Genomic DNA, 24,045 nt, shown 5'->3' on the forward strand with positions numbered 1-24,045 from the left:
GCGTTTTCCTGACAGAGAACTTCCGGCGTCGCGGCGGCTCCCCTCTGAGGGCCCTCACCGACGACGGCGCGCCGACCACCAGACCGCGACGGCCGCCGTCATGACGCCCACGCCGACGAGCACCCACCCGATCACGGCCGAGAGCAGGCTGTCCGGCTCGACCCGCGAGACCACGATCAGGGCGGCGCCGCCGACGGCGACGAGGAGACCCGCGCCGATCCAGGCGCCGGGGCCCCGGGTGGGCTCGTGTTCGTAGTCCATGGTGACGACAGCATAGTTAGGGGGGCATCGGCCCGGTCGTGCGATATCCCGGGCAGACTGGAAGAGCACGCGCCCGCGACCTCAGGAGACGGAATGACCGACCAGCCACGCCCCGCACCCGCCCAGGCCGTCCTCACGGTGGAACAGGTCGACCAGGTGAGTCCCGAGCTGATCCGCATCACGGCGGGCGGCGACGGGTACGCCGACTTCCGCGACAACCTCTTCACCGACCGCTACGTCAAGATCCTGTTCGCCGACCCGGCGCATGACCTCACTCCGCCCTACGACCTCGCCCGACTGCGCGAGGAGAGCCCCGAGAAGCTCCCGACGCGCCGCACCTACACGGTCCGCTCCTCGGATGCCGCGCGGCAGCGCCTCGTGATCGACTTCGTCGTGCACGGCGACGAGGGCGTGGCCGGTCCGTGGGCGCGCCGCGCGCAGCCGGGGGACGTGCTGGTGCTGAGCGGCGCCGGCGGGGGATACGCGCCCGACCCGGCGGCGCCGTGGCACCTTCTGGTCGGCGACCACACCGCGGTGCCGGCGATCTCCTCGGCGATCGAGGCCATGGCCCCGGATGCCGTGGGCCACGTGCTGCTCACGGTCGCCGACCCGGCCGACCGCGTCCTCCCGGAGCTCCCGGAGGGCGTGCGCCTGCGCTGGACCGACTCCGACGACGAGCTGCTCTCGGTGCTCGAGAACCTGCACTGGGCCGACGGCCACCCTGCCGTCTTCGCGCACGGCGAGCGGGGCACGATCAAGGAGGTGCGCGCGCTCCTCAAGCGGCGCGACGTGCCTCGGGAGTCGCTGTCGATCTCGGCGTACTGGGCGCGCGGCCGCGCCGAGGACCAGTTCCAGGCGGAGAAGCGCGAGCCGATCGGCCAGATCGAGTGACGCGACGCCCGCGCGCGTCTATCCGCGCGCGGGCTCGTCGATGTCCCAGAGCGTGTAGCCGATGACGCCGGCGGGGATGAAGTCCATCGGATGCAGGAGCTCGGTCTCCTCGCCGACGATGCGACCGGTGTCCGTCGAGACCAGCAGGGTCTGGGCGTGGTCCCGGCGAGCCGGATCCGAGACACGGAGACCCACGACCTCGCGTCCGAGGCGGTCCCGCGTCTGACCGAGCACCTGGACGTCGCCGGTCTCGGCGAGCAGGTCGATCAGCGTCGCGTGCTGCGCATCCGTGAGCGTCCACTGCCCGAGCAGGCTCACGATCGCCGTGGCGAGCTCGCCCGAGGACGACGACTCGTCGGCCCCGTACGCGTTCAGGACCGGCCACAGGTCGTCCGACGTCGATCCGGAGAGCGTCAGGAGCGCCGCGGGGGCGTTGAACTGCTCCGGCGTCTGCGCGAACGAGGCGATGACCTCGCCGGGGGAGTAGGGGCTGTCGGCGACGCCGTCCGGACGGTCGTCGCGGTCCCAGAACGACTCGCCCGCGACGATGGTGACCGTACCCGCGCCGTCGGGTCCCCATTCGAGGGTGGTCTCCTGCGGCACGATCTCGATGCGCTCCGAGCCCATGTCGATGCTCCACCCCCAGTTGAGCGAGTGGACGCGGCGCTCCTGGGCGGGGCCGTCCCCGTCGGCGAGGGCGTCGCGGGCCTCGGCGACGACGTCGGCGAGCGGCTGCGGGTTGCCGTAGACCAACGGCGGCGGCGCGAGGGCGACGGCCTGCTGTGCAGGGGTGAGCACGAGGACGGACACGACCACCGCGGCGGCGACCGCGGCGACCGCGGCGGCGAACCCGGACCACGTCCGACGCCGCGGTCGTGCGATCGGGCGTGCGGCGGCGCGGGTTCCGCGGATGATGCCCTCCCGTACTGCGAGGTCACGCGCGCGCACGTCGAGGTAGTGCTCGCGCGGGGCGGGGTTCGCGGCGCGGAAGAGGCGGTCCAGCTCGTCGTCGTCGATCATGCGTCCTCTCCCGTCTCGTCCAGGTTCCGGCGCAGTTTTCCGCGCGCCCGGGTCAGGGTGGTCCAGACCGCCGCCTGACTGCAGCGGAGGACCTCGGCGACCTCGCCCGCGGTCAGGTCGTCCCAGTAGGTGAGCACCACCACGTGCCGTTCTCGCGCGTTCAGCGACCGGAGCGCCTCGCGGAGTGCGAGCGACTCGAGCGGGTGCAGCTCCTCGGAGGGCTCCTGCAGGCCCCGGGTCAGCGCATCCAGTGCCCGGTCCTTCGAGCGTGCGCGGCGATGCGTGTCCTTGACCTTGTTGTCGGCCGTGCGGAGGAACCAGGTCAGCCCCATGGGCTGGGCGGGGTTGAGCTTCTTCCACGCGATCATGAAGACCTCGGCGGTCAGCTCATCGACCTCGTCGGCGTCGTCGAGGAAGCAGGCGAGGTGGCGCCGCACGCGAGGCCAGTTCTCGTCGAACAGGCGCCGGTAGACGACGGCCTTGTGCTCGTCAGGGGAGCGGCCGACGACGGGCGGTCCGGGGACGGAGACGGGGAGGGCGGAGCGTCCGTCCGCGGCGAAGGCGATGCGCACGGTGGCGAAGACGTCGCGCCAGCCTCGCATCGAACCACATCTCCCCTCACCGCCTGTCCAGGCTACCCAGGAGTCAGGAGGTCGCGGGCGGTGATGCTCGTGCGCTCCCCCCGAAGCGCACGAGCCACCCCCGGACCCCCAGTATCGGTCGGGCGCACCCCTCGATCCGGCCACCCCTTTTGCCGCTCGGCCCGATTCCTTACAGACTTGTTCCGCGAGCGTCGGGGACGCCGGGTCGTCTCCGATGCGTCGCTACCGTGGAGACGCCCCGTGACGACCGCGAGCGATGACGAGGATGAGGCGATGCACGACCAGGAGACGCCCGCCGTGGCCGTGGAGGCCGCGCCGCGTCGATGGTCGCCCTGGTGGCTCGTCGCCTCGGCGCTGTTCGTCGTCGCCGCGCTCGCGGCCATGCTCCGCAGCGCGCCGGGGTCCTCCGACGGCGTGTTCCTCCAGGGGGTCGGCGTCGCGGTGGCGCTGGGCCTCGGGTTCGCGTTCCTCGCCTCGGCGGTCGCGGCCTCCCGACGCCTCGGACCCCTCCGTCTGTCCACGACGGGGGTCGTGATGCTGGCCGTGCTCGGCGCCTGGGTGCTCCTCGACCCGGCGCGCAGCCTGCTCGGCGGCATCGCGCCGGATGCCGCGTTCTTCCTCGATGCGTTCGTGCGGTTGGCGCTGAGCGGCGCGGTCGTCGTCGCCGTACTCCGCAGCACGCTGACCCCGCCGTGGCGTGCCGTCCCGGCCGTGGCGCTCGCCGCGGTCGTCGTCGCCTCTCTGGTGCAGCTCTTCGTGCTCTCCGGCGCCCTCACCGACCAGAGCGTGATCGGGGGCATCCTGAGCGTGACCGGTCTGGTCCCCATCGTGGCCGTCGCCGCGCTCGCCGCGCTGACCTTCCGGCTCGCTCGCCGTGGTCCGGGAACGGTCGCGGTGCTCGGCACCTCCCGCTGACGGCACGCACCTCGCACGCGAGAGGGGCGGATGCCGGTCGCCCCGGCATCCGCCCCTCGTCAGCGATCCTCGGGAGCGCTCAGTTGAACTCGAGCGGGTGTGTGCCGACCCGGCCGGAGCCGTCGAGCGGGTCGATGCCGTCGATCGCCGCGATCTCGGCGTCGCTCAGCTCGAAGCCGAACACGTCGAAGTTCTGCTCCATGCGCTCCCTGCGCGTGGACTTCGGGAACACGATGATCCCCTTCTGCAGGTGCCAGCGGATGACGGCCTGCGCGGGCGTGACTCCGTGCGCCTCGGCGGCTGCGACCACGGCGGGGTTCTCGAACAGCGGGTACTTGCCCTGGCCGAGCGGACCCCACGACTCGATCCTCATGCCCTTGTCGGCGCCCCAGGCGAGCACGTCGCGCTGCTGGTAGGCCGGGTGCAGCTCGATCTGATCGACGGCCGGCACCACGCCGGTCTCGGCGACCAGGCGGTCGAGGTGCTCGGGCAGATGGTTGGAGACGCCGATCGAGCGCGAGAGGCCCGCGTCGCGGATCTCGATGAGCTTGGTCCACGCGTTGACGTAGGTGTTCTTCTCGGGGGTGGGCCAGTGCGTGAGGTACAGGTCGACGTGGTCGAGGCCGAGCTTGTCGAGGCTCTCGCGGATCGCGGCGTGGGGCTGCTCGCCCGACTGACGGTCGTTCCAGAGCTTCGTCGTGATGAAGAGCTCGTCGCGCGGGATGCCGCTCTTCGCGATCGCGGCGCCGACGCCCTCCTCGTTCTTGTAGATCGCGGCGGTGTCGATGTGGCGGTAGCCGACCTCGAGCGCCTCGGAGACGGCCTTCTCGGCCTCGTCCGCGGGCACGAGGAAGACGCCGAACCCCAGCTGCGGGATCGTGAGTCCGGAGTTCAGGGTGATGGTGGGAACAGTCATGTGTCCTAGCCTAGGAACCCGACGGCTGAGAAGTCCAACAGTTGATAGTCATGGCAATCAGAAACAGGAGTGATCAATGGAACTGCGCCAGATGGAGTACGTCGTCGCGGTCGCGGACGAAAGGCACTTCACGCGGGCCGCGGAGATCTCGGGCGTCTCGCAGTCGGGCCTGTCGGCGGCGATCCGCAGCCTGGAGACCGAGCTCGGAGCGGTGCTCTTCGACCGCACGACCCGTCGCGTCGAGCCGACCGCGGCCGGACGCGCGATGATCCCGCACGCGCGGGCCATGCTCGAAGAGGCGGCGCGGGCGAGGGATGCCGTGGTGCAGGCGAGCCACTCGATCTCGGGCTCGCTGCGCGTGGGCGCCGAGCAGTGCCTGGGGATCGTCGATGCCGCCGCCCTGCTGGAACGCTTCCACCGTCGCTACCCCCTCGTCGAGACCGAGTTCGTCCAGGCCGGATCGCACCAGCTGCTCGACGGGATGCGGGGCGGTCGCCTCGACGTCGCGTTCGTCGCCACGCACCGCCACCTCGGCTCGCTGCGGCGTCAGGTGCTGGGGCAGGAGCCTCTCGTGCTGCTCGTGCATCCCGATCACTCGCTCGCCGGGTCGACGGCCGCGAGCTGGGAGGAGCTCGACGGGGAGACCTTCGTCGACTTCGCCGCCTCGTGGGGGGTACGCGCCGTGAACGACGAGACCTTCGCCGAGAAGGGGCTGACCCGACGCGTGCGCTGCAGTGTGAGCGACGTGCACACCCTGCTCGGCCTCGTCGGCCGGGGCATGGGCATCGCGATCGTGCCGCAGCACGTGGCGGCGAAGCCGCAGGCGGTGGGCCTCTCCAAGCTCGCCCTGACGGGCAGCGCGGTCGCGGAGTGGACGGTCAGCGCGGTCACGGCCACGCAGGATGCGGCGAGTGTGCCCGCGGTGCTGCTGCTCGAGCTCCTGCAGGATCTGGATCAGCGACGCGGGGCGGTGGTCGCGGCCTGACACCCCGGCGTCACCGGTCGACGCGCACTTCGACGGTGTTGCCGCGCATCGTGAGCTTCATGGCCGTGCCGGTCGGGAACCGTGCGCGCAGCGCGTCGGGGTAGCCCTCGTCGATGACGAACTGCACGGTGGCGGGGAAGCCCCCGGCGGGGCAGCCCATCGCGAAGCCTCCGAAGCCGGTGTCGGCGGTCGCGGAGTCGAGACCCTTGGTCGACACGGCGAGGAGGCACCCGTCGGCGGGCCCGGCGGGGCCGATGAAGGCCGTGCTGCGGACGAACGTGAGTCCGTAGTAGTCCTCGAAGATCACGGAGCCCTCCGCGCGCTCCCCGAGGACGTCGTGCCATTTCGCGTCGGGGTCGACGGGGACGGTCGCCACCACTCCCGGCTCGATCGGACGGGCGAGCGCCGTCGCCGAGGCGGTCACGCCGATCGCCAGCAGGAGCGCGGCGGCCGCGGCAACGAACCAGGCGAGACGCGGCCGCGGCGAGAAGCGGTCGCGCAGCGCGACCGTCGGGACGACGGCGGGCTCGTCCGGGACCTGCGCGAGGGGATCGGTCGGCGCGGGTGGTGGGGCGGAGTCGTCAGCGACCGCGAGGGGAACCCGGTCGATGAGCGGGGCGACGGGAGCGGCGGTCGCGGGCTCCGGTGTCGGCTGTCGTCGGGACTCCAGGTCCTCGAGGCGTCGCAGCGCGGCAGGATCGTCGCCGATGTCGGCGTCCCGGCCGTAGGCGCGCGACTGCAGCGCCCGCAGCTCGGCGTCCGCGTCGCTCATCGGACCTCCTCACCGCGGTCGACGACCCCCGCGGCGACGGCCGCGTCCCGGAACGCTGCCGCCAGGTCGGCGAGCGTCGACCCCGCATTCAGCCCGCTGGGGTTCGGGAGCACCCGCAGTTCAGCTCCGCCCAGCAACTCCTCCTGCACGCCCTGCTGCGCCGTCCGACGGCGGAAGCCGGTGCGGTACGCGCCGATGCCGAGCACCGCGACCACCGCGAGGTCGTGCTCCGCGACGAGCACTCGCAGATCCTCGACGCCGGCGACCAGTTCCTCGGGCGCGAGCTCGTCGGCGGCGCGGGTCGCCCGCTGCACGAGCGTGCTCACTCCCACCCCGCGCGCGAGGATGTGCTCCCGGTCGGCGGGCGTCACTCCGTCGTAGGCGTCGACGACACGATCGAGGATGCCGGCGGCGTGCAGCGCCTTCCAGAACCGATTGCTCCGATGAGCGAAGGGGGCCGCCACCTCCGCCGACCTCAGCCCGGGGTTGATTCCGACGAACAGCAGCCGCGTCCGCTCGTCGATGAGCGGCGGCATGACCAGGGTGGGACGCGGATCGGACACACTCGGACTCTACGCCGACTCCGGGGCGGCAGACTGTGGGGAGCACTCACGGACCGGAAGGATCGACGACGATGACCGACGACGCATGGCTCGCCCGACTCGAGGAGGAGCACTCGGGGCTCGAGCTCGCGCGATTCGACAGGGCCGACGCCTGGACCCTCGGCCGCGCGATCGCCGAGAGGGGGCTGGCGGAGTCGGCGCCGATCGCGGTGGACATCCGCACCGCGTCCGGCATCCTCTTCCATGCGTCGCTTCCCGGCGCGACGGCCGACAACGATTCCTGGGTCGCCAAGAAGTCGGCGGCCGCGCTGCGCTTCGAGACGAGCACGGCGCTGCTCGAAGCCCGTGTCGCCGCGGGGGGACGAGACCCGATGGAGCCCGGATGGCTGGATGCCGCGACCTACGCCGTCGCCGGCGGCGCGGTACCGGTGCGCGTGCGGGGCGTCGGAGTCGTGGCGGTGGCGACGGTGTCCGGTCTGCCCTCGTCGGACGACCACACCCTCGTGGCCGACGCGCTCCGCGCCCTCGCGGACGCGCAGCGCGCCTGACGGACGCCGGGTCCGGACGGAAGAGCTGCGGTCAGAACCCCTCGGGCTCGCGGGGCGTGTACGCGTCCTCCAACTCGGCGAGCTCGCGCTCCTCGAGGCGGATGCCGGCTGCGGCGACGGCGTCCTCGATGTGCTCTGCGCGCGTGGCGCCCACGATCGGCGCAGTGACGGCGGCCTGCTGGGCGACCCACGCCAGGGCGATCTGCGCGCGGGAGACGCCGCGCCCGTGGGCGACGCGGGCGACCGCCTCGACGATCGCACGGTTCGACTCCTCCTCGCGCCGGTAGAGCGTCGAGCCGAACGCATCCGACTTCGTGCGCTCGGTGGCGACGTCCCAGTCGCGCGTGAGCCTGCCGCGGGCGAGCGGCGACCACGGCAGCACGCTCACCCCGGAGTCGAGGCAGTACGGGTGCATCTCCCGCTCCTCTTCGCGCTGCAGCAGGTTGTACTGGTCCTGCATCGAGACGAACGGGGTCCAGCCGTTCTGCGCCGCGACGTGCTGTGCGGTCGCGAACTGCCAGGTCCACATCGACGAGGCGCCGATGTAGCGCGCCTTGCCCGAGCGCACGACGTCGTGCAGAGCCTCCATGGTCTCCTCGATGGGCGTCTCGGGGTCCCAGCGGTGGATCTGGTAGAGATCGACGTGGTCGGTGCCGAGGCGCTTCAGGCTCGCGTCGATGCCCGACAGGATGTGCGCACGGCTCAGCCCGGCCTGGTTCGCCCCCGGGCCCATGCGCCCGTGGACCTTGGTCGCGATGACGATCTCGTCGCGACGCGCGAAGTCGTTCAGCGCCCGACCGACGATCTCCTCGCTCGTGCCGTCCGAGTACACGTCGGCCGTGTCGAACGTCGTGATCCCGGCCTCGAGGGCCTGACGGATGAGCGGACGGCTCGTCTCCTCATCGAGGGACCACGGGTGCGTGCCGCGGTCCGGGGCGCCGAAGCTCATGCATCCGAGCACGATCCTCGAGATCTTCAGGCCCGAGTGACCGAGCCTCACACTGTCCGCTGCCTCGAGCATCCGTCGTCCTCCTGTGTCGGTGTCGGTGTCCGTGTCGATGCTCTCACGCGAGACCGCGCCGCGGCGATCGGCGCCGGCGCTCGCACTCAGGCGAGACGACGGCGCGCGACCAGGAGAGCGGCGCCCCCGAGGACGAGGAGGATGCCCGCGCCCAGGGCGCCGAGCGGGAGCGTGCCTCCCGTGGTGGCGAGTCCCTCGGCGGGCGGCGTCGCGTCGACCGCGGTCCCGCCTGCGGTCGAGCCGCCGCTCGAGCCTCCGGGAGCGGGCACGGGGAGGAGCGCTGCGGAGCTGGCCGAGACGGCCCCTGCCCCCGCCGCGTTCAGCGCGGTCACACGGTAGTCGTACGCCTGGCCGGGCACCGCGGTCCCGTCGCGATAGCTCGTTCCCGTCGTGGCCGTGTCGGCGACCAGCACCGTGAACACGCCGCCGACGGCACGCTCGACGCGGTACCCGGTGAGGGGCGTGCCGCCGTCCGAGGTCGGGGCCGCCCACGTGAGGTCGATGCCGCCGTCACCCGGCGACGCGGAGAGCGTGCGCGGGGCCGAAGGCACGGAGACGACCGCGGCGAGAGTCAGGGTGTAGGCCCGAGAAGACGATGACGGGATGCCGCTGACCGTGCTCGACGCCGTCACGGTGAACGGGAAGGCGCCCGAGACGGTCGGCGTGCCGGCCAGCACTCCGGTCGCAGGGTCGAGGGTGAGCCCCGCGGGGAGCGCGCCCGTCGTGACCGCGAAGCTCGGGGCCGGCGTGCCCGTCGCCGCGATCGTCGTCGAGTAGGGGATACCGCCGGTGCCGGAGGGCAGGGAGAGGGTCGTCACCTCGGGGAACGCATCCAGCGCGACGACGGCGACCTCGTTCGACCCGAGCATCGCGTACAGGGTGCGGTCGTCGGGGGAGATCTGCAGCGACCACGGCTGGGCGACCGTCGGGATCGTCGCGACGCGAGTGCCCGTGGAGGTGTCGACGACCGAGATCGTGCGGGAGAGCCGGTCCGCGACGTAGGCTCGGCGGCCGTCGCTCGTGAGAGCGACGTCGACGGGGGTCGAGCCCACCGACGCCACGAAGTCGACGGCACCGGTCGCGGCGTCGATGGCGGTCAGGGAGTACCCGCCGGGGTTGGCGCCGTAGAGCGTCGAGCCGTCGGGCGACACGGCCATCCCCTCGACGCGTTCCGCGGTGAACTCCCGAGGGAGCGGCGTGAGCGCGGAGCGGGTGGTCGCTTCGATCACCTCGATGTCGTAGTCGGTCACCGCGGTGTGGCTGACGTAGGCGATCGCCCCGTCGGGGGAGAACGCGATGTCGCGTCCGCCGTCACGCCCGGCGATCTGAGCGGCCACCGTGTCGGTCGTGGTGTCGATGACGGTGATCGCGTTCGCGGTCTCGGCGTAGTTCGCGACCCAGATCTCCGAGGTCCCGGGGCGCAGCGTCGCCGCGTACGGGCTGTTGCCGACCGGCACGCCGGCGACCTGTGCCAGCGTCTGCGCGTCGAGCACCCGGGCCTGGGGCGCCGCGCTCGCCAGATCGATCGCGTACACCTTCGACCCGTCGGGCGAGACGGCGGCGCCGGTGAAGACGCTGCCGGGGAAGGTCGTGGTCGCGACGACCGTGCGGGATGAGGTGTCGATCGCCGTCACCGTTCCGGCGGTCTGCACGACGTAGAGCCGTGTGCCGTCGGGCGACAGCACCGAACCGTAGGGGGTGGAGCCGACGGCCACGCCCCCGATGAGGTCGATCGGGGTATCGGCGCTCGCCTCCGTGGTCGGCGCCGAGAGGGCGACGCCGAGCGCGAGGATGCTCGCGACGATCAGGCGGAGCGCGGTCGAGCGGCGGCGGTGGATGCGCGTCGTGGGCGCGGGCATGGCGTGGATGAGCGAACTCCCGTTGTCCGGTCGAGAAGATGGATGAATGCCGGTCGTCGACCGCTGCATCGGTCGATGCGCACCCCTATGCAATATATCGGTGAGGTCGCCTGTCACGGCTACCGGGGCGCCGGGCGGCTGTCAACCGTCCTGCGCTCGCCGCGGTGCCGGGCGATGCTGGAGCCTCGAACCGATCGAGGAGGACACCATGTCGAACGTCGACGCATTCGCGAACAGCTTCGAACCGGAGATGCCGGGCATCCCGCCGGTGGAGGAGCCGACGGACGGGTCGTTCCCGACCGACACGGCGCGGACGGACACCGAGCAGCCCGAGACGCAGGGCGAGGAGCCGTTGGACGCGGAGCTCGGCGACGACGGTCAGGGAGACCTCGCCCCGGAGGACGAAGGTCCGCAGCACAGCGGCGACGCTCCGGCCGATCTCCGGGACGGCTCGGAATGAGCGGGGCCGAGCGCGACGACCCGTCCCCGCGCGACGCGGACGCCGAGGAGAGCATCGCCGCGCACCTCGCGGAACGAGGCGGGGACGACGCCGACGCGCTCGGCGACGTCCCGGCTGGCGGCGCCGGGGCCGACTCGGGCGGCGGGAGCGCGGTGCGCGTCGACCCGGGATCCGAATCGGAGGTCAAGGACGAGTCGGTGCACAACGACGAACCGGGCATCGGCACCCGTCGCAGCGGCGACTGAGGAGCAGTACGCTGACCCGGTGACGGATGCACTGGACGACGGACCCTTCTTCCACGGAACCAAAGCCGACCTGCAGCCGGGCGAGCTGCTGACCGCGGGATTCCGGTCGAACTACCGGCCGGAGATCGTGATGAACCACATCTACTTCACCGCGCTCTCGAACGGCGCGGGTCTCGCCGCCGAACTCGCCCCGGGAGACCGGGAGCCGCGGGTCTACGAGGTCGAACCCCTGGGCGACTTCGAGAACGATCCGAACGTGACCGACAAGAAGTTCCCCGGCAACCCGACCCGGTCGTATCGCAGCACCGAGCCCCTGCGGGTCGTGCGGGAGGTGCTCGACTGGACCCGGCTGTCCCCCGAGGCGCTCGCCGACTGGCGTGAGAAGCTCGCGGCCCTCCACTCCGACCCGCGGGCCGAGATCATCAACTGACGCGGGCCGACGCGGGCTTCCTGCAGGTGACGCGGTCAGCGGCGTCGGGCGAGGACGCCCAGCACGCGGTCGATCACGACGTACACGAACCCGACCGCGACGAGAGCGACCGTGAGTGCGGCGATCCACGTGATCACGCCGCCGATCCCGAGGGCGTCCACGTTCAGGAACGGATACGGATACCGCTCGCCCGGCTCGAACTCGCCGCCGAGCGCACCGTAGACCAGCGACCACCCGAGGTAGGCGAAGGGGATCAGCGTCCACAGCAGGGGGTCGACCCAGCGGAACGCGCCCTTCGGCACGAACAGCAGCCAGTCGGCGATGATCAGCGCCGGCGTGACGATGTGGATGAGGGTGTCGGTGAGCGAGTAGATGTCCGTGTCGCCCGCGTCGATCCGCGTCGGCACGAGAACGACCACGTAGATGAGCATCGTGACGGTGATGGCCATCATCACCGCGCCGCCCCATCGAGCGCTCGGCGTCGAGGTGCCGATCGGCCCCGTCCTGCGGAGGTCCCGGACCGTGCGGAGCACGAGCAGCAGCATCCACGCGAGACAGATCAGATCGCTGACCATCGTGAAGTAGAGGAAGCTCGTCCACGACGGCGATCCGGTGAGGAGGTCGGCATTGCGCACGACCCCGGTCAGGATCACGACGAGGGCCACGATCCGGTAGACCAGCGCCACCGGCCGGTTGTTGACGGCGGCGAGGGCGAACCGTGGGGCAGCTGTGCGGGGTCCGGGGATGTCGGATGCCGCGGGTGGGGTGACGACGGCTTTCGACATGCTCCGAGGCTACGCGCCTTCGGGGAGCGAGCGCACGTCAGCCGCGCATGCGCCGCAGCCGGTCACCGGACTCAGACCTCACCAGTCATGCACGGTCCCGTCGAGCAGACGGTTCACCGGCAGGTACGCCTTGGTGTACTCGTGACCGGCCGCGGCCTCCTCGTCGAGCTCGACGCCCAGCCCCGGTGTCTCGCCCGGGTGCAGGAAGCCCTTGTCGAACGTGAACGACGTCTGGAACACCTCGAGCGTCTGCTCGTTGTGGGGCATGTACTCCTGGATGCCGAAGTTGTGGATCGCGAGGTCGAGGTGCAGGGCCGCCGCCATGCCGACCGGCGAGATGTCGGTCGGACCGTGGATGCCGGACTTGATGCCGTAGACCGCGGCGAAGTCGAGCAGCTTCTTCATGGCCGTGATGCCGCCGGTGTGCGTGACCGCTGAGCGCACGTAGTCGATCAGGCGCTCGGTGATGAGCGTCTGGTAGTCGAACACCGAGTTGAAGACCTCGCCGATCGCGAGCGGCGTGGTGGAGTGCTGTCGCACCAGGCGCAGCGCGGTCTGGTCCTCGCCGGGGGTGCAGTCCTCGAGCCAGAACAGGTCGTAGGGCTCGATCTCCTTCGCGAAGCGCGCGGCCTCGATCGGCGACATCCGGTGGTGGCCGTCGTGCAGGATGCGGAGGTCGGTGCCGAAGTCCTCGCGGATCTGCGCGAAGATCCCGGGCATGTGGTTCAGGTAGTTGCGGGTGTCCCAGGTCTCCTCGCTGGGACGGGCTCCCGAGCGCTTGGCGGGCTCGTAGTCGTACCGCACGCCGGGACCGGTCGAGGAGACGCCGTAGATCTGACCGAGGCCGGGCACGCCGGTCTGCACGCGCACAGCCGTGTAGCCGAGCTCCTCGTAGCCGGCGATAGCGTTCTTGAGGGCCTGGTAGTCGGTGCCGGAGGCGTGCGCGTAGACGCGGACGCCCTCGCGGCTCGCGCCGCCGAGCAGCTGGTACAGCGGCATCCCGGCCTTCTTGGCCTTGATGTCCCACAGGGCCATGTCGACCGCGGCGATCGCGGCCATCGTGACGGGGCCGCGGCGCCAGTAGGGGCCGCGGTAGAGGTACTGCCAGGTGTCCTCGATGCGGTCCTCGTCGCGGCCGACGAGCATCGAGGCGACGTGGTCCTCGAGGTAGGAGGCGACCGAGAGCTCGCGGCCGTTGAGGGTCGCGTCGCCCCAGCCGACGATCCCGTCGGAGGTCGTGATCTTGAGCGTGACGAAGTTGCGTCCGGGGCTGGTGATGATGACGTCGACGAGCTCGATGGTCATGGTCTTCTCCTGGAAGTGGTGGAGGCGGAGGTGGTGGGGGCGCGGCCGTTCGGGTCGGCCGCGCCCCGGTCGAGAGGGTCGGGTGCGGTCAGACCGCGTCGCGCGGGTCGGTCAGGTCGCGACCGGCGACCTCGGGCATGATGATCGACGCCACGAGCGCGCAGAGCGTGAAGAAGCCGAGCATGATGATGATCGGGATGAACGAGCCCGTGGCGGCCGACACCCAGGCGGCGGCGATGACGGGACCGGCGCCGGTCGCGACGATCGCGGCGATCTCGCGGGCCATGGCCGTGTACGTGTAGCGGTTGCGGGCGCCGAAGATCTCCGGGAGCGTGAGGTTCTCGAGCGAGGCGAAGCTCATCACCGCGAGGTTGTGCAGCACGACGTAGCCGACGAACACCTGCAGCGTGTCCTTGCTGTTGATCATGAGCATGGTCGGCACGATCACGATCAGGGCGATGACGGCCCACACCATGTACATGCGCTTGCGGCCGAAGCGGTCGCCGAGCCAGCCCGACAGGGGCACCGTGATGAAGGCGACGAGCGACGACACGATGACCGCGTTGACGCCGATGCTCTTGTCGAGCAGCAGCACGACGGTGATGTAGCTGATCAGGTACGTCTGGATCATGCCCGAGTTGCCGGCCTGACCGAAGCGCAGCAGCAGCGCGATGATGAAGGCCTTGATGGGCTTGCGCTGCATCGCCTCGAGGGTGCGGATGTCGTTGGTCTCGGTGGCGAGCTGGATCGTCTCCTCGCGCGACAGGGCCTTGCCGTCGACGACGTCGTCGCGCTCCTCGAAGACCGGGGTCTCCTTGAGGTTGAAGCGCACCCAGATCGCGAACAGCATGATGACCGCGCTGGCGAGGAACGGGATGCGCCACGCCCACTCGATGACCTGGTCCTCGCTGTACGCGACGAGGAGGATGGCCCAGATGCCCGAGGCCAGCAGCGTGCCGCAGTTGGTGCCGAGCGCGACGAGCGAGGCGATGATGCCGCGGCGCTTGGCCGGGGCGTACTCCGCGAGCATGACGCCCGCGCCGGAGATCTCGGCACCGGCGCCGAAGCCCTGCGCGATGCGCAGCACGACGAGGAGGATCGGCGCGAGCACGCCCACCTGCGAGTAGGTCGGCAGCACGCCGATCAGCGTGGTCGCGAGACCCATGAGGAGGATCGTGTAGAAGAGCACCTTCGTGCGGCCGGTCTTGTCGCCCATGCGGGCGAAGAAGAATGCGCCGACCGGGCGGGCGACGTAGCCGACGCCGTAGGTGGCCATCGCGGCGACGACCGCCACGGCGGGGTTCTCGGACGAGAAGAAGAGGTCGGCGAAGACGAGTGCGGCGGCCAGCGAGTACAGCTGGTAGTCCATGAACTCGAGTGCGGTGCCGAGCCACCCCGAGATGGCGGCGCGCACGAGGTCTTTGACGGACCTCTTCGCGGTGGGGTCGGCGGCTGTCGCCGTCGTCTGCTGTTCGGACATGGGAGGTACTCCTTCGGACCAGGAACGGGTGGTGTGCGCCGAGGCGCGGAGGGGTGATTACAGGGAGAGCAGGACCTTGGCCGAGGCCGAGGAGTCTCGGGCGAGCTCGAAGGCTCGGACGGCGTCGGATGCCGGCAGGACGTGCGAGATGACGGAGTCGAGCGCGTCGGACTCGGCCAGCATGCGGACCGCGTCGTCGATCTCGGTGGAGAAGCGGAACGCTCCGCGGATCGTGAGCTCCTTCGCGAGCATCGGCGCGAGGTTCACGCCGATCTCGGCGTTCGCGAGCATCCCGACCTGCACGATCGTGCCGGCGCGACGGGCGGCGCGGACGGCCTGCGTGAGGGCGACCCCGACACCGGAGCACTCGAACACGACGTCGTAGGACTCGTCGGCGATCGCGTCGCGTCCGACGAGATGCACCTCGGTCGCACCCAGTGACTGCGCACGGCTCAGCGGCTCCTCGCGCACGTCGCTCGCCCCCACGACGGAGGCTCCGGCGTGCGCGGCCGCCGCGACGACCAGCAGTCCGATGGGGCCGGCGCCGATCACCAGCGCGCGCTTGCCGGCGAGGTCGCCCGCGAGGCCCACGGCGTGGATCGCGACGGCGAGCGGCTCGGCCAGCGCCGCCCGCTCGAGGGGCAGTGACGTCGGGAGCACGCGGATCATGTGGTCCTCGACGAGCAGGTACTCGGATGCTCCGCCCTGACGGTGCGGGTGCGCTGCGGCACTGCCGAAGTAATCGCCGCCGGGGCGCAGGTGCGGGCGGTCCTCGAGCCCGGGGACCGAGGGACCGTAGCGCGCGGGGTGCACCGTGACGGGCGTGCCGGGTGCCAGGCGGCCGGAGGGGTCGAGGTCGACGACGCCGGAGAGCTCGTGACCGGGGGTCAGCGGCTCCTGGATCGTGTACTCGCCGTTGGCGCCGTGGAAGTAGTAGTGCAGGTCGGATCCGCAGATGCCGACGTAGTTCACGCGCAGGCGGACCTCGCCGTCGCCGGGGGTCGGGACCTCGCGGTCCTCCCAGCGGATGTCCTCTTTGCCGTGGATGGCGAGAGCCTTCATCGCTGCATCTCCTTCATGGTGTGGCCGGTCGTGGGGTGGGAGCCGATCGCGTCCAGGGCGTCGTCGATCGCAGCGTCGACGCCCTGCCGTCGGATGACGTCGACCAGTGCGCCGACACGGTCGATGAAAGCATCCTGCTCCGCGAGCTCGGTGCCGAACAGGCGCTGCTCGGCGATCACGCGTCGGGCCAGTTCGCGGCCGTTCTGCGCGGTGGCGGCGAGAGCGGCGAGGCGCTCGCGCGCGGCATCCGTCATCGCGGCGGCGTGCAGTCCCGGATCGAAACCCGGCAGTGGCGCGATGCACGACAGGTAGCCGGCGACCGTGAGCGCGATGAGGTGCGGCATCTCGCCGCGTGACAGCGACAGGAGCACGGGCTCGGGGATGCGCTGGCGGAGCTTGACCGATCCGTCCGTGCCGACTTGGCTCGTGCGGTGGCCGAGGGCGGAGTTCGCGAAGCGCTCGAAGAGCTCGCTCTCGTAGGCGCGGACGTCCACTCCCGAGGGCAGGTCGATCGACGGCTCGTACTCGTCGCGCATGACTCCGCGGGCGGCGCGTTCGATGCGGACGATGCCGACGGCCGCGGGGATCGTGGCCGCGCCGCTCAGTGCGCCGAGGTAGGCGAGCAACGAGTGCGTGCCGTTGAGCATCCGCACCTTCATCTGCTCGTAGCGGCCGACCTCGTCGGTGAACACGGCCCCGCCGGCCTCCCACGCGGGGCGTCCCGCGGCGAAGGCGTCTTCGATCGCCCACATCGTGAACGGCTCGGCGGGGACCGGGATGTCGTCGCGGGCTCCGAGAAGAGTGCTCACGCGGGCACGCAGCTCGGGAGTGGTCGCCGGCACGATGCGGTCGACCATGCTCGACGGGAACGTGACGGCGCGATCGAGGTACGCGAGTGTCTCGGCGCCCTCCGAGCCCGGAAGCTCCTGCAGGAACTCGCGCACGAGCTTCTCGGTGTGCTTGCCGTTGGCGGCGAGATTGTCGCAGCTGAGGATCGAGATCGGGGCGCCGGTCGCCGCGCGGGCCTGGAGGCCGCGCGCGAGCTGTCCGATGGTCGATCGGGGGGCGCCGCCGCGGAGGTCGGTGCGCACGGTCTCGTCGTCGAGGTCGAGCCGCTGCGTCGCGGCGGAGTAGCTGTAGCCGTTCTCGGTGACGGTGAGCGTGACGATGCGGATGCCGGGGTCGGCGATCTGCGTCACGACCCGCTCGGGGCCGTCCGCCGCGACGAACGAGTCGGTGTGGGCGCCGGGGATCGACAGCGACGTGGTGTCGGGGGAGATCGTGGCGACCGAGTAGAGGTGGTCCTGCGCGTGCAGCGCATCGACGATCGAGCGCGAACGCGAGGCGACGCCGACGATTCCCCAGTCGCCGCCGTCGGCCTGCATGGCCGCCGCCGTGTACACCGCCTGGTGCGCGCGGTGGAAGCTGCCGAGGCCGAGGTGCAGGATCCCCGCGCGCTCGGGTCGGCGGTGATCGGCGGTGATCGTCATGTAAAGCAGTGTGTATCAGTTGTACAAACTTGTCAAGCGCTCTTGCATCGGGCTGCGGGACCATAGGATTGCACGAAAGACGGAGGGGTGGACGTGGCAGCGACACTGACGGACGTGGCACGACACGCAGGCGTGTCCATCGCGACCGCGTCGCGCGCCTTCGGGGAGCCCGACCGGCTCGCGCCCGCCACTCTCGACCGCGTGCTCGAGGCGGCGACGGAGCTCGGCTACGCGACCCCGCAGTCCGCCGCCACCGCGACGCGCACCTTCGGCGTCATCCTGCCCGACGTCGCGAACCCCGTGTACGGCACGCTCCTCAAGGCGATCCAGGGGCAGGCCTGGCACGGGCGCCACCGCATCGTCGTGTTCGACGCCGATGAGGACCTGCGCCGCGAGCGCGAGCAGATCGAGCAGGCGCGCAAGCTCGACGGCATGCTGCTGTGCTCGCCGCGACTCCCCGACGCCGACGTGCTCGACCTCGTCGGCGACACCCCCTACGTCGTGGTCAACCGCCAGATCGACGGAGCCCCGTGCGTCGTGATGGACACCGAGCACGGCCCCGCCCAGGCGATCGAGCACCTCGCCGCGCTCGGCCACACCCACATCGCGTACGCCTCAGGACCCCGGGGCTCCTGGGCCGACGTCCGCCGCGCGGACACCGTCGCCCGCGCGTGCGAGCGTCACGGCATCCGCCTCAGCCTCCTGAGCCACCAGGCCGCGTCCATCCAGGGCGGACGCGCGGCCGCCGCCCCCGCCGCCGCCAGCGGTGCGACCGCGGTGGTCGCGTACAACGACCTCGTCGCGCTCGGCCTCGAGGCGGGGATGCTGGAGCTCGGACGCCGATGCCCCGCCGACGTCAGCATCGTGGGGATCGACGACATCGACCTCGCGGGCGCCGTCACCCCGGCGCTCACGACCGTGCGGATGCCGATCGATCGCAGCGGCACCGTCGCGGTCGATCTCCTGCTGCAGCGCATAGCCGGCGAGGACCCCGAGGACGTGCCTCCGCTCAGTTCGCAGCTCATCGTGCGCGCGTCGACCGCCGCACCCGCCGCCTGACGGCTCCAGCGAGGCTCCGGGTCAGGAGAGCGCGCGATCGACCGCGACCTCGACATGCAGCGCGGTCGTGGGGAACACCGGCACGGGGGAGTCGTCGGCCGAGACGAGGAGCTCGATCTCGGTGCAGCCGAGGATGATGCCCTCGGCGCCCCTCGCCACGAGACGCTCGATCACCTCCGCGTAGCGCCGGCGGGACTCGTCGCGGATCTCGCCGTGCACGAGCTCGTCGTAGATGACCGCGTGGACCAGGGCCCGGTCCTCGGCATCCGGCACGAGGGCGGTGAGCCCGTGAGCGGCGAGGCGCTCGCGGTAGAAGGGCTGCTCCATCGTGAACGCGGTGCCCAGCAGACCGACCGTGGTGAGACCGGTCGCCGCGACGGCCTCGGCGGCGACGTCGGCAATGTGCAGGAACGGGATGTCGACCGCATCCTGGATCTGCTCGGCCACGAGATGCATGGTGTTGGTGCACAGCACGAGGATCTCGGCTCCGGCGGCCTCCAGTGCCCGGGCGCGCTGCGCGAGCAGTTCGCCCGCAGCCGTCCAGTCCCCGCGGACCTGCAGGGCCTCGATCTCGGCGAAGTCGACGGAGTCCAGCACGATCCGCGCGGAGTGGTACCCGCCGAGCTGCTCCTGGACGCGCTGGTTCGCGAGGCGGTACCACTCGAGCGACGATTCCCAGCTCATCCCGCCGAGCACGCCGATCGTCTTCATTCCCTGCCTCCCGTGCTTCCGTCGTGTCCCGAGGTCTCGCCGAACTGGCGCTCCCAGTCGCGCAGCTCGCTGCGTCCGATGAGCGAGTCCAGCGAGACCTGGAACAGCAGGCCCCTGCGGCCGTTCACCTGCTTGATGTTGTCGACGATCTGCGTCGTCACGGCCGCGAGGGCCTCGCGCACCTCGGCGACGCGTTCGTCCGGGGCGTCCCACAGGTCGGGACGCGTCAGCAGGTCGAGCAGGTAGTCGGGCTCGAGCGCCGCGACCAGGCGGGCGAGCTTGTCGGAGTACTCGGCCTCGGCCAGCACGCTCTGATCCTCGCCCGCCTTGGCATCGAGCCGGAGGAACAGCTGCTCGACATGCGACGCGAGCGCGTCGATGCCGGCGGCCGTCTCGGCGGCGACCGCGTTCCCCGGAACCGACGCGTAGGCGGGACGCAGCTCGCGCAGACGGTCGATGCGCTGACGGATGCCGGCCGGGATCGGGTCCGTGGAGGGGGCGGTGGCCGCGCGGCCGCTCCGACGGCGCGCGATCAGCCCGATGGCGGCACCGGCGGCCGCGAGGAGCACGACTCCGCCGATCAGTCCCGGCACCAGCAGGCCTGCACCATCCGCATCGCCGCCGCCCGGTGAGGCGGGCGTCTCGGCGGAGATCTCCTGCACGGTCTCGACGAGCGACGCCTGCAGGTCGCCGGACTCGTTCTCGTTCGCGATGCGCAGCGCCACGTCGCCGTCGATCGCGGTCGAGTCGGCCTGCAGGTCTGATCCGACCGCGAGGATCACGGTGTCGTGGTCGCCGGCGGCGGTCAGCCTCTCCAGGAGGTAGGTCTGGTACGGCAGGTCCTTGCCGGCGGCCTCGGGCAGCACGACGACGGCGATCGAGCCGTCCCCCGGGACGACGCTCGCGATCTCCTCCTGGAGGCCCGCATGACCGGGCACATCGGAGTCGACGTACACGCTCTGCGTCGCGATCTGCTCGAGCGCGTCGTCGAGCCAGGGGTTGCTCGAAGCGGAGACGAAGGGCATCGAGGCCTCAGAAGTTGTTGATCACGGAGGCGAACACGAGATCGATCCGCTCGGCGTCGGAGGCGTCGAAGAGCTGACCGCCCGTCGCATCGGCGATGCGCTGCAGCGCGGAGGTGTCGGCTCCCTCTCCATACGCGATCGGGAATATACGCACGGGGGCGTCGTCTCCGCCCTCCTCGGTGCTCTTGCCGATCTTCGCGATGAGCGAGTCGAGCGACGTCCGGGAGTCGGTGTCCTCACCGTCGGAGAGCACGACGATCGCGTTGATGCGCCCCGGCTCCGCCCGGTCCCGCATGGCCTCGTAGGCGAGGAGGATCGAGTCGTAGAGCGGTGTCCCGTTGCGCTGGGCGAAGCGCAGATCATCGAGCGAGGAGTCGAGCTTCTCACCGTCCGAGCCCAGGGCCGAGACGTCGCGCAGCACCTCTATACCATCGCCGGCATCCGAGGAGATGCCGGTCGTGAAAGCCCACACTCCGATCTCGTCCGTCGAGCGGAAGTGGTTCAGCGTCGTCTGCGCGCCCTCGATCGCGCCGTCGAGGCGGGAGCGGCCGTCGCCGATCGGGTCGTCCATCGAGCCCGAGATGTCGATGAGCTCCAGCACGGACGAGGGCTTGCGCACCTGCGTCCACTGATCGATGGCCGTGGAGATCACGTCGACGTCCGGCTTCGGGAGCGTGACGGCGGGCAGGGCGGGGTCGACGCCGAACTTCGCGGTGAACAGGTCGCCGAGGGGCACCGACTCGTCGAGCGGACGGAATCCGTAGCCGGGGAGGATCTTCTGCGCGGCCGTCGTCTGCAGGAAGGCGGCGAACGCCTCGCCGGCCGTGCGCTGCTCGGGCGTCACCCAGTCGGCGCCGAGCACCGTCACGGGGTTGTCCGACCACATCGAGCCACCGGCGGGATAGACCGCGACGAGCTTGGTCTTCGGGGGAGTGAGCGTCTCGCCGGGCTGCACGGTGTGCGAGTCGGGGTTGCCCTGGTTGTAGTTGAGCAGCGAGGTCTCCTCGAGCGCGACGGCCGAGACGTACGCCGAGCCGTTCGAGCCGTTCTGCGTCTCGTCGTACAGCGTCGACAGCACGTTCCCCGTCGTGTCGCCGTAGTGGATCACGCACTCCTCGAACACGCGGGAGAAGTCGGCCGAGGCCTCGACGTCGGCGGCCGTGAGCCCCTCGCTCTTGCCCGTGGCCTCATAGGACTGCATGAGGATCGTCGACAGTCCGGTGGTCGAGGTGTTCGGGTTCGTCTTCGAGATCTTGAACGCGCCCCAGATGTCCTTGCCCACGCTGCCCCAGCCCTCCGGATCCTGGCAGAGGTTCTCGAGATCGGTGATGCTGATCGGCGCGTCCGGCCAGCCCAGCGCGGTCGCCATGGGCTCCGGCATCCCGAACACCACGGGGGTGCGCGTGAACGAGACGGGCTCTCCGACGAGGTTCGCGGAGGCCGCGGCGGCGACGCGGTCGGTCCAGACGGTGGATGCCGGCGACCACAGCGTGGGCCACAGCGCCCGGTCGTCGCTCGGCCAGTCCTCGCCGGAGGTGAGGAAGCGCGTCGCGTTGCCCGACGACACGTTCGTGGGGCGCACCGTCGCGCACGTGTCCAGGCCCTCGTGCTCGGGGGAGTCCTTGAAGGCCTTCGCGAGCTCGTCGAGCATGTTGACCTTCTCGGAGGAGGTCGCGACGGTGATGTGCGTGCAGCCGTCGTCGGGGAACGCCTGTCCGCCTCCGCCGTCCGAGCCGCCGTCGTCGCCCCCGGCCGTGCAGGCGGTGAGGACGAGTGCCACGGCGGCCGCGAGGGCGAGAGCCGCGGGCGTGCGTCGTGCGGGGATGCGTCGTGCGGTGCGAGGCGCGCTCATGCGCCCAGAGTACCCGGTGGTCAGGCGGTGACCGACGCCCCCTGCAGGGCGCGCACGACGGGCGCGAGCTCGGGCTGGGCGACCGCCTCGCCGAGTGCGCGCTCGAGGGTCTCGTCATGGATCGGATGCGCCTGCTCGTACAGCGCCTGACCGGCGGCGGTGAGCTCGGTGTAGATGCCTCGCCGGTCGTCGGCGCACAGGATGCGGGTGAGGAGACCCCGGTCCTCGAGCCGGGTGACGAGACGTGTGGTCGCGCTCGGGCTGAGCGCGGCGGCGCGGGCGAGCTGCTGCATCCGCATGTGCCAGCCGTCCTGCCGGCTGAGCGCGTCGAGCACGGTGTACTCCACGACCGACAGGCCGACGGAGGCGCCGAGTGCGCGTTCCAGCTCGGCGTCGATGATCCCGTGGAGTGCGGCGAGCGTGCGCCAGCCGCGCGCGCGGATCTCGACGGCGTCGTCCGAGATGCCCATGGTGTCCTCCGAGTGTGTGCGAGCGCAGGTAGTTGCTTGCGCTGGATAGTTGCGTGTGCAATGATTATCCGTCGGACGCAATATCCCGCGTCTGCAACTACTTTAGCAGAGGACCACGGAGCGCACCCCATGCCACTCGGACTCATCGCACTCGCCATCGGCGCCTTCGGCATCGGACTCACCGAGTTCGTCATCATGGGCCTCCTGCCCGAGGTCGCCGCCGACTTCGGCGTCACCGAGGCAACCGCCGGATGGCTCATCTCGGGCTACGCGCTGAGCGTCGTGGTCGGCGCCCTGGGACTCACCGCCGCCACCACGCGCCTCCCGCGCAAGCCCGTGCTGCTGGGACTCGTCGTCCTCTTCATCCTCGGCAACGCCCTCACCGCCGTCGCCCCGGACTACTCGGTCGCGATGGCCGGCCGCATCGTGGCCGCGCTCTGCCACGGGGCGTTCTTCGGCATCGGCTCGGTCGTGGCCGCCGACCTCGTCGCCCCCGAGAAGAAGGCCCGCGCGATCGCCATCATGTTCACGGGACTCACCGCCGCCAACGTGCTCGGTGTCCCCTTCGGCACCTTCCTCGGCCAGCAGTTCGGCTGGCGCGCGACGTTCTGGGTGATCTCGGGCATCGGCGTGCTCGCGTTCGCCGGCATCGCGGTGCTCGTGACCGCGCCGCGCGACACCGGCGCGCAGGTCAGCCTCCGCCACGAGCTCCGTGCGTTCCGGTCGGGCCAGGTCTGGCTCTCGCTGATCGTGACGGCGCTCGCGTTCGGCGGCATGTTCGGCGCCTTCACCTACATCGCGTACACGCTCACCGGGGTCTCCGGCTTCGACGCCGGGGCCGTCCCGTGGCTCCTCGTGCTGTTCGGCGCGGGGCTCGTGATCGGCAACTGGGTCGGCGGACGCCTCGCCGACGGCGCGATCGACCGCACTCTGCTGCTCTTCATCGGGGCGCTGCTCGTGGTGCTCGTCCTCTTCGGCCTGCTCGCCTGGTCGCAGCCCGCGACCATCGCGATCCTGGTGGTCATGGGGGCGTTCGGGTTCGGCACGGTCCCCGGCCTCCAGAGCCGGATCATGCGCTACGCCGGGCGCGCGCCCACGCTCGCCTCGGGTGCCAACATCGGCGCCTTCAACGTCGGCAACGCCCTCGGCGCGTGGGCAGGCGGACTCGGGATCTCCGCCGGTCTCGGCTACACCTCGCCGATCTGGATCGGCGCCGCGATCACGGCGTCCGCGCTCGTGGTCATGGTGATCGCGGCCGTCACCGCACGCCGCCCGGTCACCACCGCCTCCGGCACCCTGCGCACCGTCGCCGCCTGAG

The 24,045-nt window shown here is 71.2% G+C and carries 26 protein-coding genes; 9 read left to right on the forward strand and 17 right to left on the reverse strand.

Going from position 1 to position 24,045, the window contains the following annotated elements; translation table 11 throughout:
* Nucleotides 1–54 precede the first annotated feature (54 nt).
* Nucleotides 55–261, reverse strand: a complete 207-nt coding sequence (locus ACIPY8_RS00710) for a hypothetical protein (protein ID WP_400813886.1) — start codon at nucleotides 259–261, stop codon at nucleotides 55–57.
* A 93-nt stretch (nucleotides 262–354) separates the two neighbouring features.
* On the opposite strand from ACIPY8_RS00710, the gene ACIPY8_RS00715 reads away from it, so the two are divergent.
* Nucleotides 355–1,152 (forward strand): siderophore-interacting protein, encoded by a 798-nt coding sequence (locus tag ACIPY8_RS00715; protein WP_400813888.1) that lies wholly within the window; start codon nucleotides 355–357, stop codon nucleotides 1,150–1,152.
* Nucleotides 1,153–1,170: 18 nt separating this feature from the next.
* Here the strand turns inward: ACIPY8_RS00715 and ACIPY8_RS00720 are convergent, their stop codons facing one another.
* Nucleotides 1,171–2,172 carry a hypothetical protein gene (locus tag ACIPY8_RS00720; protein WP_400813889.1) on the reverse strand — a complete coding sequence of 334 codons (1,002 nt, stop codon included), beginning with the start codon at nucleotides 2,170–2,172 and terminating at the stop codon, nucleotides 1,171–1,173.
* The gene (locus tag ACIPY8_RS00725; protein WP_400813892.1) at nucleotides 2,169–2,774 is read right to left on the reverse strand and encodes an RNA polymerase sigma factor; all 606 of its coding nucleotides are present in this window, start codon (nucleotides 2,772–2,774) and stop codon (nucleotides 2,169–2,171) included. The genes ACIPY8_RS00720 and ACIPY8_RS00725 overlap by 4 nt, the downstream gene beginning before the upstream one ends.
* 273 nt (nucleotides 2,775–3,047) lie before the next feature.
* On the opposite strand from ACIPY8_RS00725, the gene ACIPY8_RS00730 reads away from it, so the two are divergent.
* Complete coding sequence (locus ACIPY8_RS00730; protein WP_400813893.1) at nucleotides 3,048–3,689, forward strand: hypothetical protein; 642 nt, start codon at nucleotides 3,048–3,050, stop codon at nucleotides 3,687–3,689.
* 79 nt (nucleotides 3,690–3,768) lie between these two features.
* Here the strand turns inward: ACIPY8_RS00730 and ACIPY8_RS00735 are convergent, their stop codons facing one another.
* The gene (locus ACIPY8_RS00735; RefSeq protein ID WP_400813895.1) at nucleotides 3,769–4,605 is read right to left on the reverse strand and encodes an aldo/keto reductase; all 837 of its coding nucleotides are present in this window, start codon (nucleotides 4,603–4,605) and stop codon (nucleotides 3,769–3,771) included.
* 76 nt (nucleotides 4,606–4,681) lie between these two features.
* Between ACIPY8_RS00735 and ACIPY8_RS00740 the strand changes: the two genes are divergently transcribed.
* A complete protein-coding gene (locus ACIPY8_RS00740) occupies nucleotides 4,682–5,590 on the forward strand; it encodes a LysR family transcriptional regulator (RefSeq protein ID WP_400813897.1) in 909 nt (302 codons plus the stop codon).
* Nucleotides 5,591–5,600: 10 nt separating this feature from the next.
* Here ACIPY8_RS00740 and ACIPY8_RS00745 read toward each other — a convergent pair whose 3' ends face one another.
* Together ACIPY8_RS00745 and ACIPY8_RS00750 are read right to left on the reverse strand one after the other, a co-directional pair.
* Nucleotides 5,601–6,362, reverse strand: a complete 762-nt coding sequence (locus ACIPY8_RS00745; protein ID WP_400813899.1) for a hypothetical protein — start codon at nucleotides 6,360–6,362, stop codon at nucleotides 5,601–5,603.
* Complete coding sequence (locus ACIPY8_RS00750; protein ID WP_400813901.1) at nucleotides 6,359–6,925, reverse strand: mismatch-specific DNA-glycosylase; 567 nt, start codon at nucleotides 6,923–6,925, stop codon at nucleotides 6,359–6,361. The genes ACIPY8_RS00745 and ACIPY8_RS00750 overlap by 4 nt, the downstream gene beginning before the upstream one ends.
* Nucleotides 6,926–6,996: 71 nt before the next feature.
* Here ACIPY8_RS00750 and ACIPY8_RS00755 point away from each other — a divergent pair, with 71 nt between their 5' ends.
* On the forward strand, nucleotides 6,997–7,473 hold the full coding sequence (locus ACIPY8_RS00755) for a heme-binding protein (RefSeq protein WP_400813903.1): 477 nt from the start codon (nucleotides 6,997–6,999) through the stop codon (nucleotides 7,471–7,473).
* Nucleotides 7,474–7,504: 31 nt separating this feature from the next.
* On the opposite strand, the gene ACIPY8_RS00760 is transcribed toward ACIPY8_RS00755, so the two are convergent.
* Both ACIPY8_RS00760 and ACIPY8_RS00765 read right to left on the reverse strand, forming a co-directional pair.
* On the reverse strand, nucleotides 7,505–8,494 hold the full coding sequence (locus tag ACIPY8_RS00760; protein WP_400813904.1) for an aldo/keto reductase: 990 nt from the start codon (nucleotides 8,492–8,494) through the stop codon (nucleotides 7,505–7,507).
* An 86-nt stretch (nucleotides 8,495–8,580) separates the two neighbouring features.
* Nucleotides 8,581–10,353, reverse strand: coding sequence for a beta-propeller fold lactonase family protein (locus tag ACIPY8_RS00765; RefSeq protein WP_400813907.1), 1,773 nt, complete (start codon nucleotides 10,351–10,353; stop codon nucleotides 8,581–8,583).
* A 208-nt stretch (nucleotides 10,354–10,561) separates the two neighbouring features.
* On the opposite strand from ACIPY8_RS00765, the gene ACIPY8_RS00770 reads away from it, so the two are divergent.
* Genes ACIPY8_RS00770 through arr form a run of 3 tightly spaced genes read left to right on the forward strand, consistent with a single transcriptional unit; the run spans nucleotide 10,562 to nucleotide 11,488 of the window.
* A complete protein-coding gene (locus tag ACIPY8_RS00770) occupies nucleotides 10,562–10,813 on the forward strand; it encodes a hypothetical protein (protein WP_400813908.1) in 252 nt (83 codons plus the stop codon).
* Nucleotides 10,810–11,058 (forward strand): hypothetical protein, encoded by a 249-nt coding sequence (locus tag ACIPY8_RS00775; RefSeq protein ID WP_400813910.1) that lies wholly within the window; start codon nucleotides 10,810–10,812, stop codon nucleotides 11,056–11,058. Before ACIPY8_RS00770 ends, ACIPY8_RS00775 begins: the two co-directional genes overlap by 4 nt.
* A gap of 19 nt (nucleotides 11,059–11,077) precedes the next feature.
* Nucleotides 11,078–11,488, forward strand: a complete 411-nt coding sequence (gene arr / locus ACIPY8_RS00780) for an NAD(+)--rifampin ADP-ribosyltransferase (RefSeq protein WP_400813912.1) — start codon at nucleotides 11,078–11,080, stop codon at nucleotides 11,486–11,488.
* Between the two features lie 35 nt (nucleotides 11,489–11,523).
* Here the strand turns inward: arr and ACIPY8_RS00785 are convergent, their stop codons facing one another.
* The 5 genes from ACIPY8_RS00785 to ACIPY8_RS00805 all read right to left on the reverse strand — a co-directional run bounded on the left by ACIPY8_RS00785 (nucleotide 11,524) and on the right by ACIPY8_RS00805 (nucleotide 17,610).
* Complete coding sequence (locus ACIPY8_RS00785) at nucleotides 11,524–12,273, reverse strand: Pr6Pr family membrane protein (protein ID WP_400813913.1); 750 nt, start codon at nucleotides 12,271–12,273, stop codon at nucleotides 11,524–11,526.
* 78 nt (nucleotides 12,274–12,351) lie between these two features.
* Nucleotides 12,352–13,578, reverse strand: coding sequence for a D-mannonate dehydratase ManD (gene manD, locus ACIPY8_RS00790; RefSeq protein WP_400813914.1), 1,227 nt, complete (start codon nucleotides 13,576–13,578; stop codon nucleotides 12,352–12,354).
* 88 nt (nucleotides 13,579–13,666) lie between these two features.
* The gene (locus ACIPY8_RS00795) at nucleotides 13,667–15,058 is read right to left on the reverse strand and encodes an MFS transporter (protein ID WP_400813916.1); all 1,392 of its coding nucleotides are present in this window, start codon (nucleotides 15,056–15,058) and stop codon (nucleotides 13,667–13,669) included.
* Between the two features lie 57 nt (nucleotides 15,059–15,115).
* Nucleotides 15,116–16,120, reverse strand: coding sequence for an L-idonate 5-dehydrogenase (locus tag ACIPY8_RS00800; protein ID WP_400813918.1), 1,005 nt, complete (start codon nucleotides 16,118–16,120; stop codon nucleotides 15,116–15,118).
* Nucleotides 16,117–17,610 (reverse strand): mannitol dehydrogenase family protein, encoded by a 1,494-nt coding sequence (locus tag ACIPY8_RS00805; RefSeq protein WP_400813920.1) that lies wholly within the window; start codon nucleotides 17,608–17,610, stop codon nucleotides 16,117–16,119. Before ACIPY8_RS00805 ends, ACIPY8_RS00800 begins: the two co-directional genes overlap by 4 nt.
* 114 nt (nucleotides 17,611–17,724) lie before the next feature.
* Here ACIPY8_RS00805 and ACIPY8_RS00810 point away from each other — a divergent pair, with 114 nt between their 5' ends.
* Entirely contained in the window at nucleotides 17,725–18,669 is a 945-nt protein-coding gene (locus ACIPY8_RS00810; protein ID WP_400813921.1) for a LacI family DNA-binding transcriptional regulator, read from the forward strand.
* Nucleotides 18,670–18,690: 21 nt separating this feature from the next.
* On the opposite strand, the gene ACIPY8_RS00815 is transcribed toward ACIPY8_RS00810, so the two are convergent.
* Genes ACIPY8_RS00815 through ACIPY8_RS00830 form a run of 4 tightly spaced genes read right to left on the reverse strand, consistent with a single transcriptional unit; the run spans nucleotide 18,691 to nucleotide 22,727 of the window.
* Nucleotides 18,691–19,380, reverse strand: a complete 690-nt coding sequence (locus ACIPY8_RS00815; RefSeq protein ID WP_400813923.1) for an aspartate/glutamate racemase family protein — start codon at nucleotides 19,378–19,380, stop codon at nucleotides 18,691–18,693.
* Nucleotides 19,377–20,405: a hypothetical protein gene (locus ACIPY8_RS00820; protein ID WP_400813926.1), complete on the reverse strand. Its 1,029-nt coding sequence runs from the start codon at nucleotides 20,403–20,405 to the stop codon at nucleotides 19,377–19,379. The genes ACIPY8_RS00815 and ACIPY8_RS00820 overlap by 4 nt, the downstream gene beginning before the upstream one ends.
* Nucleotides 20,406–20,412: 7 nt before the next feature.
* Nucleotides 20,413–22,257: a substrate-binding domain-containing protein gene (locus tag ACIPY8_RS00825; RefSeq protein WP_400813927.1), complete on the reverse strand. Its 1,845-nt coding sequence runs from the start codon at nucleotides 22,255–22,257 to the stop codon at nucleotides 20,413–20,415.
* Between the two features lie 20 nt (nucleotides 22,258–22,277).
* The gene (locus tag ACIPY8_RS00830; protein WP_400813929.1) at nucleotides 22,278–22,727 is read right to left on the reverse strand and encodes a MarR family winged helix-turn-helix transcriptional regulator; all 450 of its coding nucleotides are present in this window, start codon (nucleotides 22,725–22,727) and stop codon (nucleotides 22,278–22,280) included.
* Nucleotides 22,728–22,856: 129 nt separating this feature from the next.
* Here ACIPY8_RS00830 and ACIPY8_RS00835 point away from each other — a divergent pair, with 129 nt between their 5' ends.
* Nucleotides 22,857–24,044: an MFS transporter gene (locus ACIPY8_RS00835; protein WP_400813932.1), complete on the forward strand. Its 1,188-nt coding sequence runs from the start codon at nucleotides 22,857–22,859 to the stop codon at nucleotides 24,042–24,044.
* The last annotated feature ends 1 nt before the right edge of the window (nucleotide 24,045 follow it).

The sequence above is a fragment of the Microbacterium sp. NPDC089696 genome, from assembly GCF_044749125.1.
Taxonomy (GTDB): Bacteria; Actinomycetota; Actinomycetes; order Actinomycetales; family Microbacteriaceae; genus Microbacterium.

What these genes read in the sequence shown, in the direction of transcription:
- ACIPY8_RS00730 (WP_400813893.1), top strand. Translation starts at nt 3,048, where the DNA reads ATGCACGACCAGGAGACGCCCGCCGTGGCCGTGGAGGCCGCGCCGCGT.
- ACIPY8_RS00710 (WP_400813886.1), bottom strand. Translation starts at nt 261, where the DNA reads ATGGACTACGAACACGAGCCCACCCGGGGCCCCGGCGCCTGGATCGGC.
- manD (WP_400813914.1), bottom strand. Translation starts at nt 13,578, where the DNA reads ATGACCATCGAGCTCGTCGACGTCATCATCACCAGCCCCGGACGCAAC.
- ACIPY8_RS00800 (WP_400813918.1), bottom strand. Translation starts at nt 16,120, where the DNA reads ATGAAGGCTCTCGCCATCCACGGCAAAGAGGACATCCGCTGGGAGGAC.
- ACIPY8_RS00745 (WP_400813899.1), bottom strand. Translation starts at nt 6,362, where the DNA reads ATGAGCGACGCGGACGCCGAGCTGCGGGCGCTGCAGTCGCGCGCCTAC.
- ACIPY8_RS00825 (WP_400813927.1), bottom strand. Translation starts at nt 22,257, where the DNA reads ATGAGCGCGCCTCGCACCGCACGACGCATCCCCGCACGACGCACGCCC.
- ACIPY8_RS00820 (WP_400813926.1), bottom strand. Translation starts at nt 20,405, where the DNA reads ATGCCCTTCGTCTCCGCTTCGAGCAACCCCTGGCTCGACGACGCGCTC.
- ACIPY8_RS00805 (WP_400813920.1), bottom strand. Translation starts at nt 17,610, where the DNA reads ATGACGATCACCGCCGATCACCGCCGACCCGAGCGCGCGGGGATCCTG.
- ACIPY8_RS00775 (WP_400813910.1), top strand. Translation starts at nt 10,810, where the DNA reads ATGAGCGGGGCCGAGCGCGACGACCCGTCCCCGCGCGACGCGGACGCC.
- ACIPY8_RS00770 (WP_400813908.1), top strand. Translation starts at nt 10,562, where the DNA reads ATGTCGAACGTCGACGCATTCGCGAACAGCTTCGAACCGGAGATGCCG.
- ACIPY8_RS00720 (WP_400813889.1), bottom strand. Translation starts at nt 2,172, where the DNA reads ATGATCGACGACGACGAGCTGGACCGCCTCTTCCGCGCCGCGAACCCC.
- ACIPY8_RS00715 (WP_400813888.1), top strand. Translation starts at nt 355, where the DNA reads ATGACCGACCAGCCACGCCCCGCACCCGCCCAGGCCGTCCTCACGGTG.
- ACIPY8_RS00815 (WP_400813923.1), bottom strand. Translation starts at nt 19,380, where the DNA reads ATGAAGACGATCGGCGTGCTCGGCGGGATGAGCTGGGAATCGTCGCTC.
- ACIPY8_RS00725 (WP_400813892.1), bottom strand. Translation starts at nt 2,774, where the DNA reads ATGCGAGGCTGGCGCGACGTCTTCGCCACCGTGCGCATCGCCTTCGCC.
- ACIPY8_RS00835 (WP_400813932.1), top strand. Translation starts at nt 22,857, where the DNA reads ATGCCACTCGGACTCATCGCACTCGCCATCGGCGCCTTCGGCATCGGA.
- ACIPY8_RS00755 (WP_400813903.1), top strand. Translation starts at nt 6,997, where the DNA reads ATGACCGACGACGCATGGCTCGCCCGACTCGAGGAGGAGCACTCGGGG.
- ACIPY8_RS00765 (WP_400813907.1), bottom strand. Translation starts at nt 10,353, where the DNA reads ATGCCCGCGCCCACGACGCGCATCCACCGCCGCCGCTCGACCGCGCTC.
- ACIPY8_RS00795 (WP_400813916.1), bottom strand. Translation starts at nt 15,058, where the DNA reads ATGTCCGAACAGCAGACGACGGCGACAGCCGCCGACCCCACCGCGAAG.
- ACIPY8_RS00830 (WP_400813929.1), bottom strand. Translation starts at nt 22,727, where the DNA reads ATGGGCATCTCGGACGACGCCGTCGAGATCCGCGCGCGCGGCTGGCGC.
- ACIPY8_RS00735 (WP_400813895.1), bottom strand. Translation starts at nt 4,605, where the DNA reads ATGACTGTTCCCACCATCACCCTGAACTCCGGACTCACGATCCCGCAG.
- ACIPY8_RS00785 (WP_400813913.1), bottom strand. Translation starts at nt 12,273, where the DNA reads ATGTCGAAAGCCGTCGTCACCCCACCCGCGGCATCCGACATCCCCGGA.
- ACIPY8_RS00740 (WP_400813897.1), top strand. Translation starts at nt 4,682, where the DNA reads ATGGAACTGCGCCAGATGGAGTACGTCGTCGCGGTCGCGGACGAAAGG.
- ACIPY8_RS00760 (WP_400813904.1), bottom strand. Translation starts at nt 8,494, where the DNA reads ATGCTCGAGGCAGCGGACAGTGTGAGGCTCGGTCACTCGGGCCTGAAG.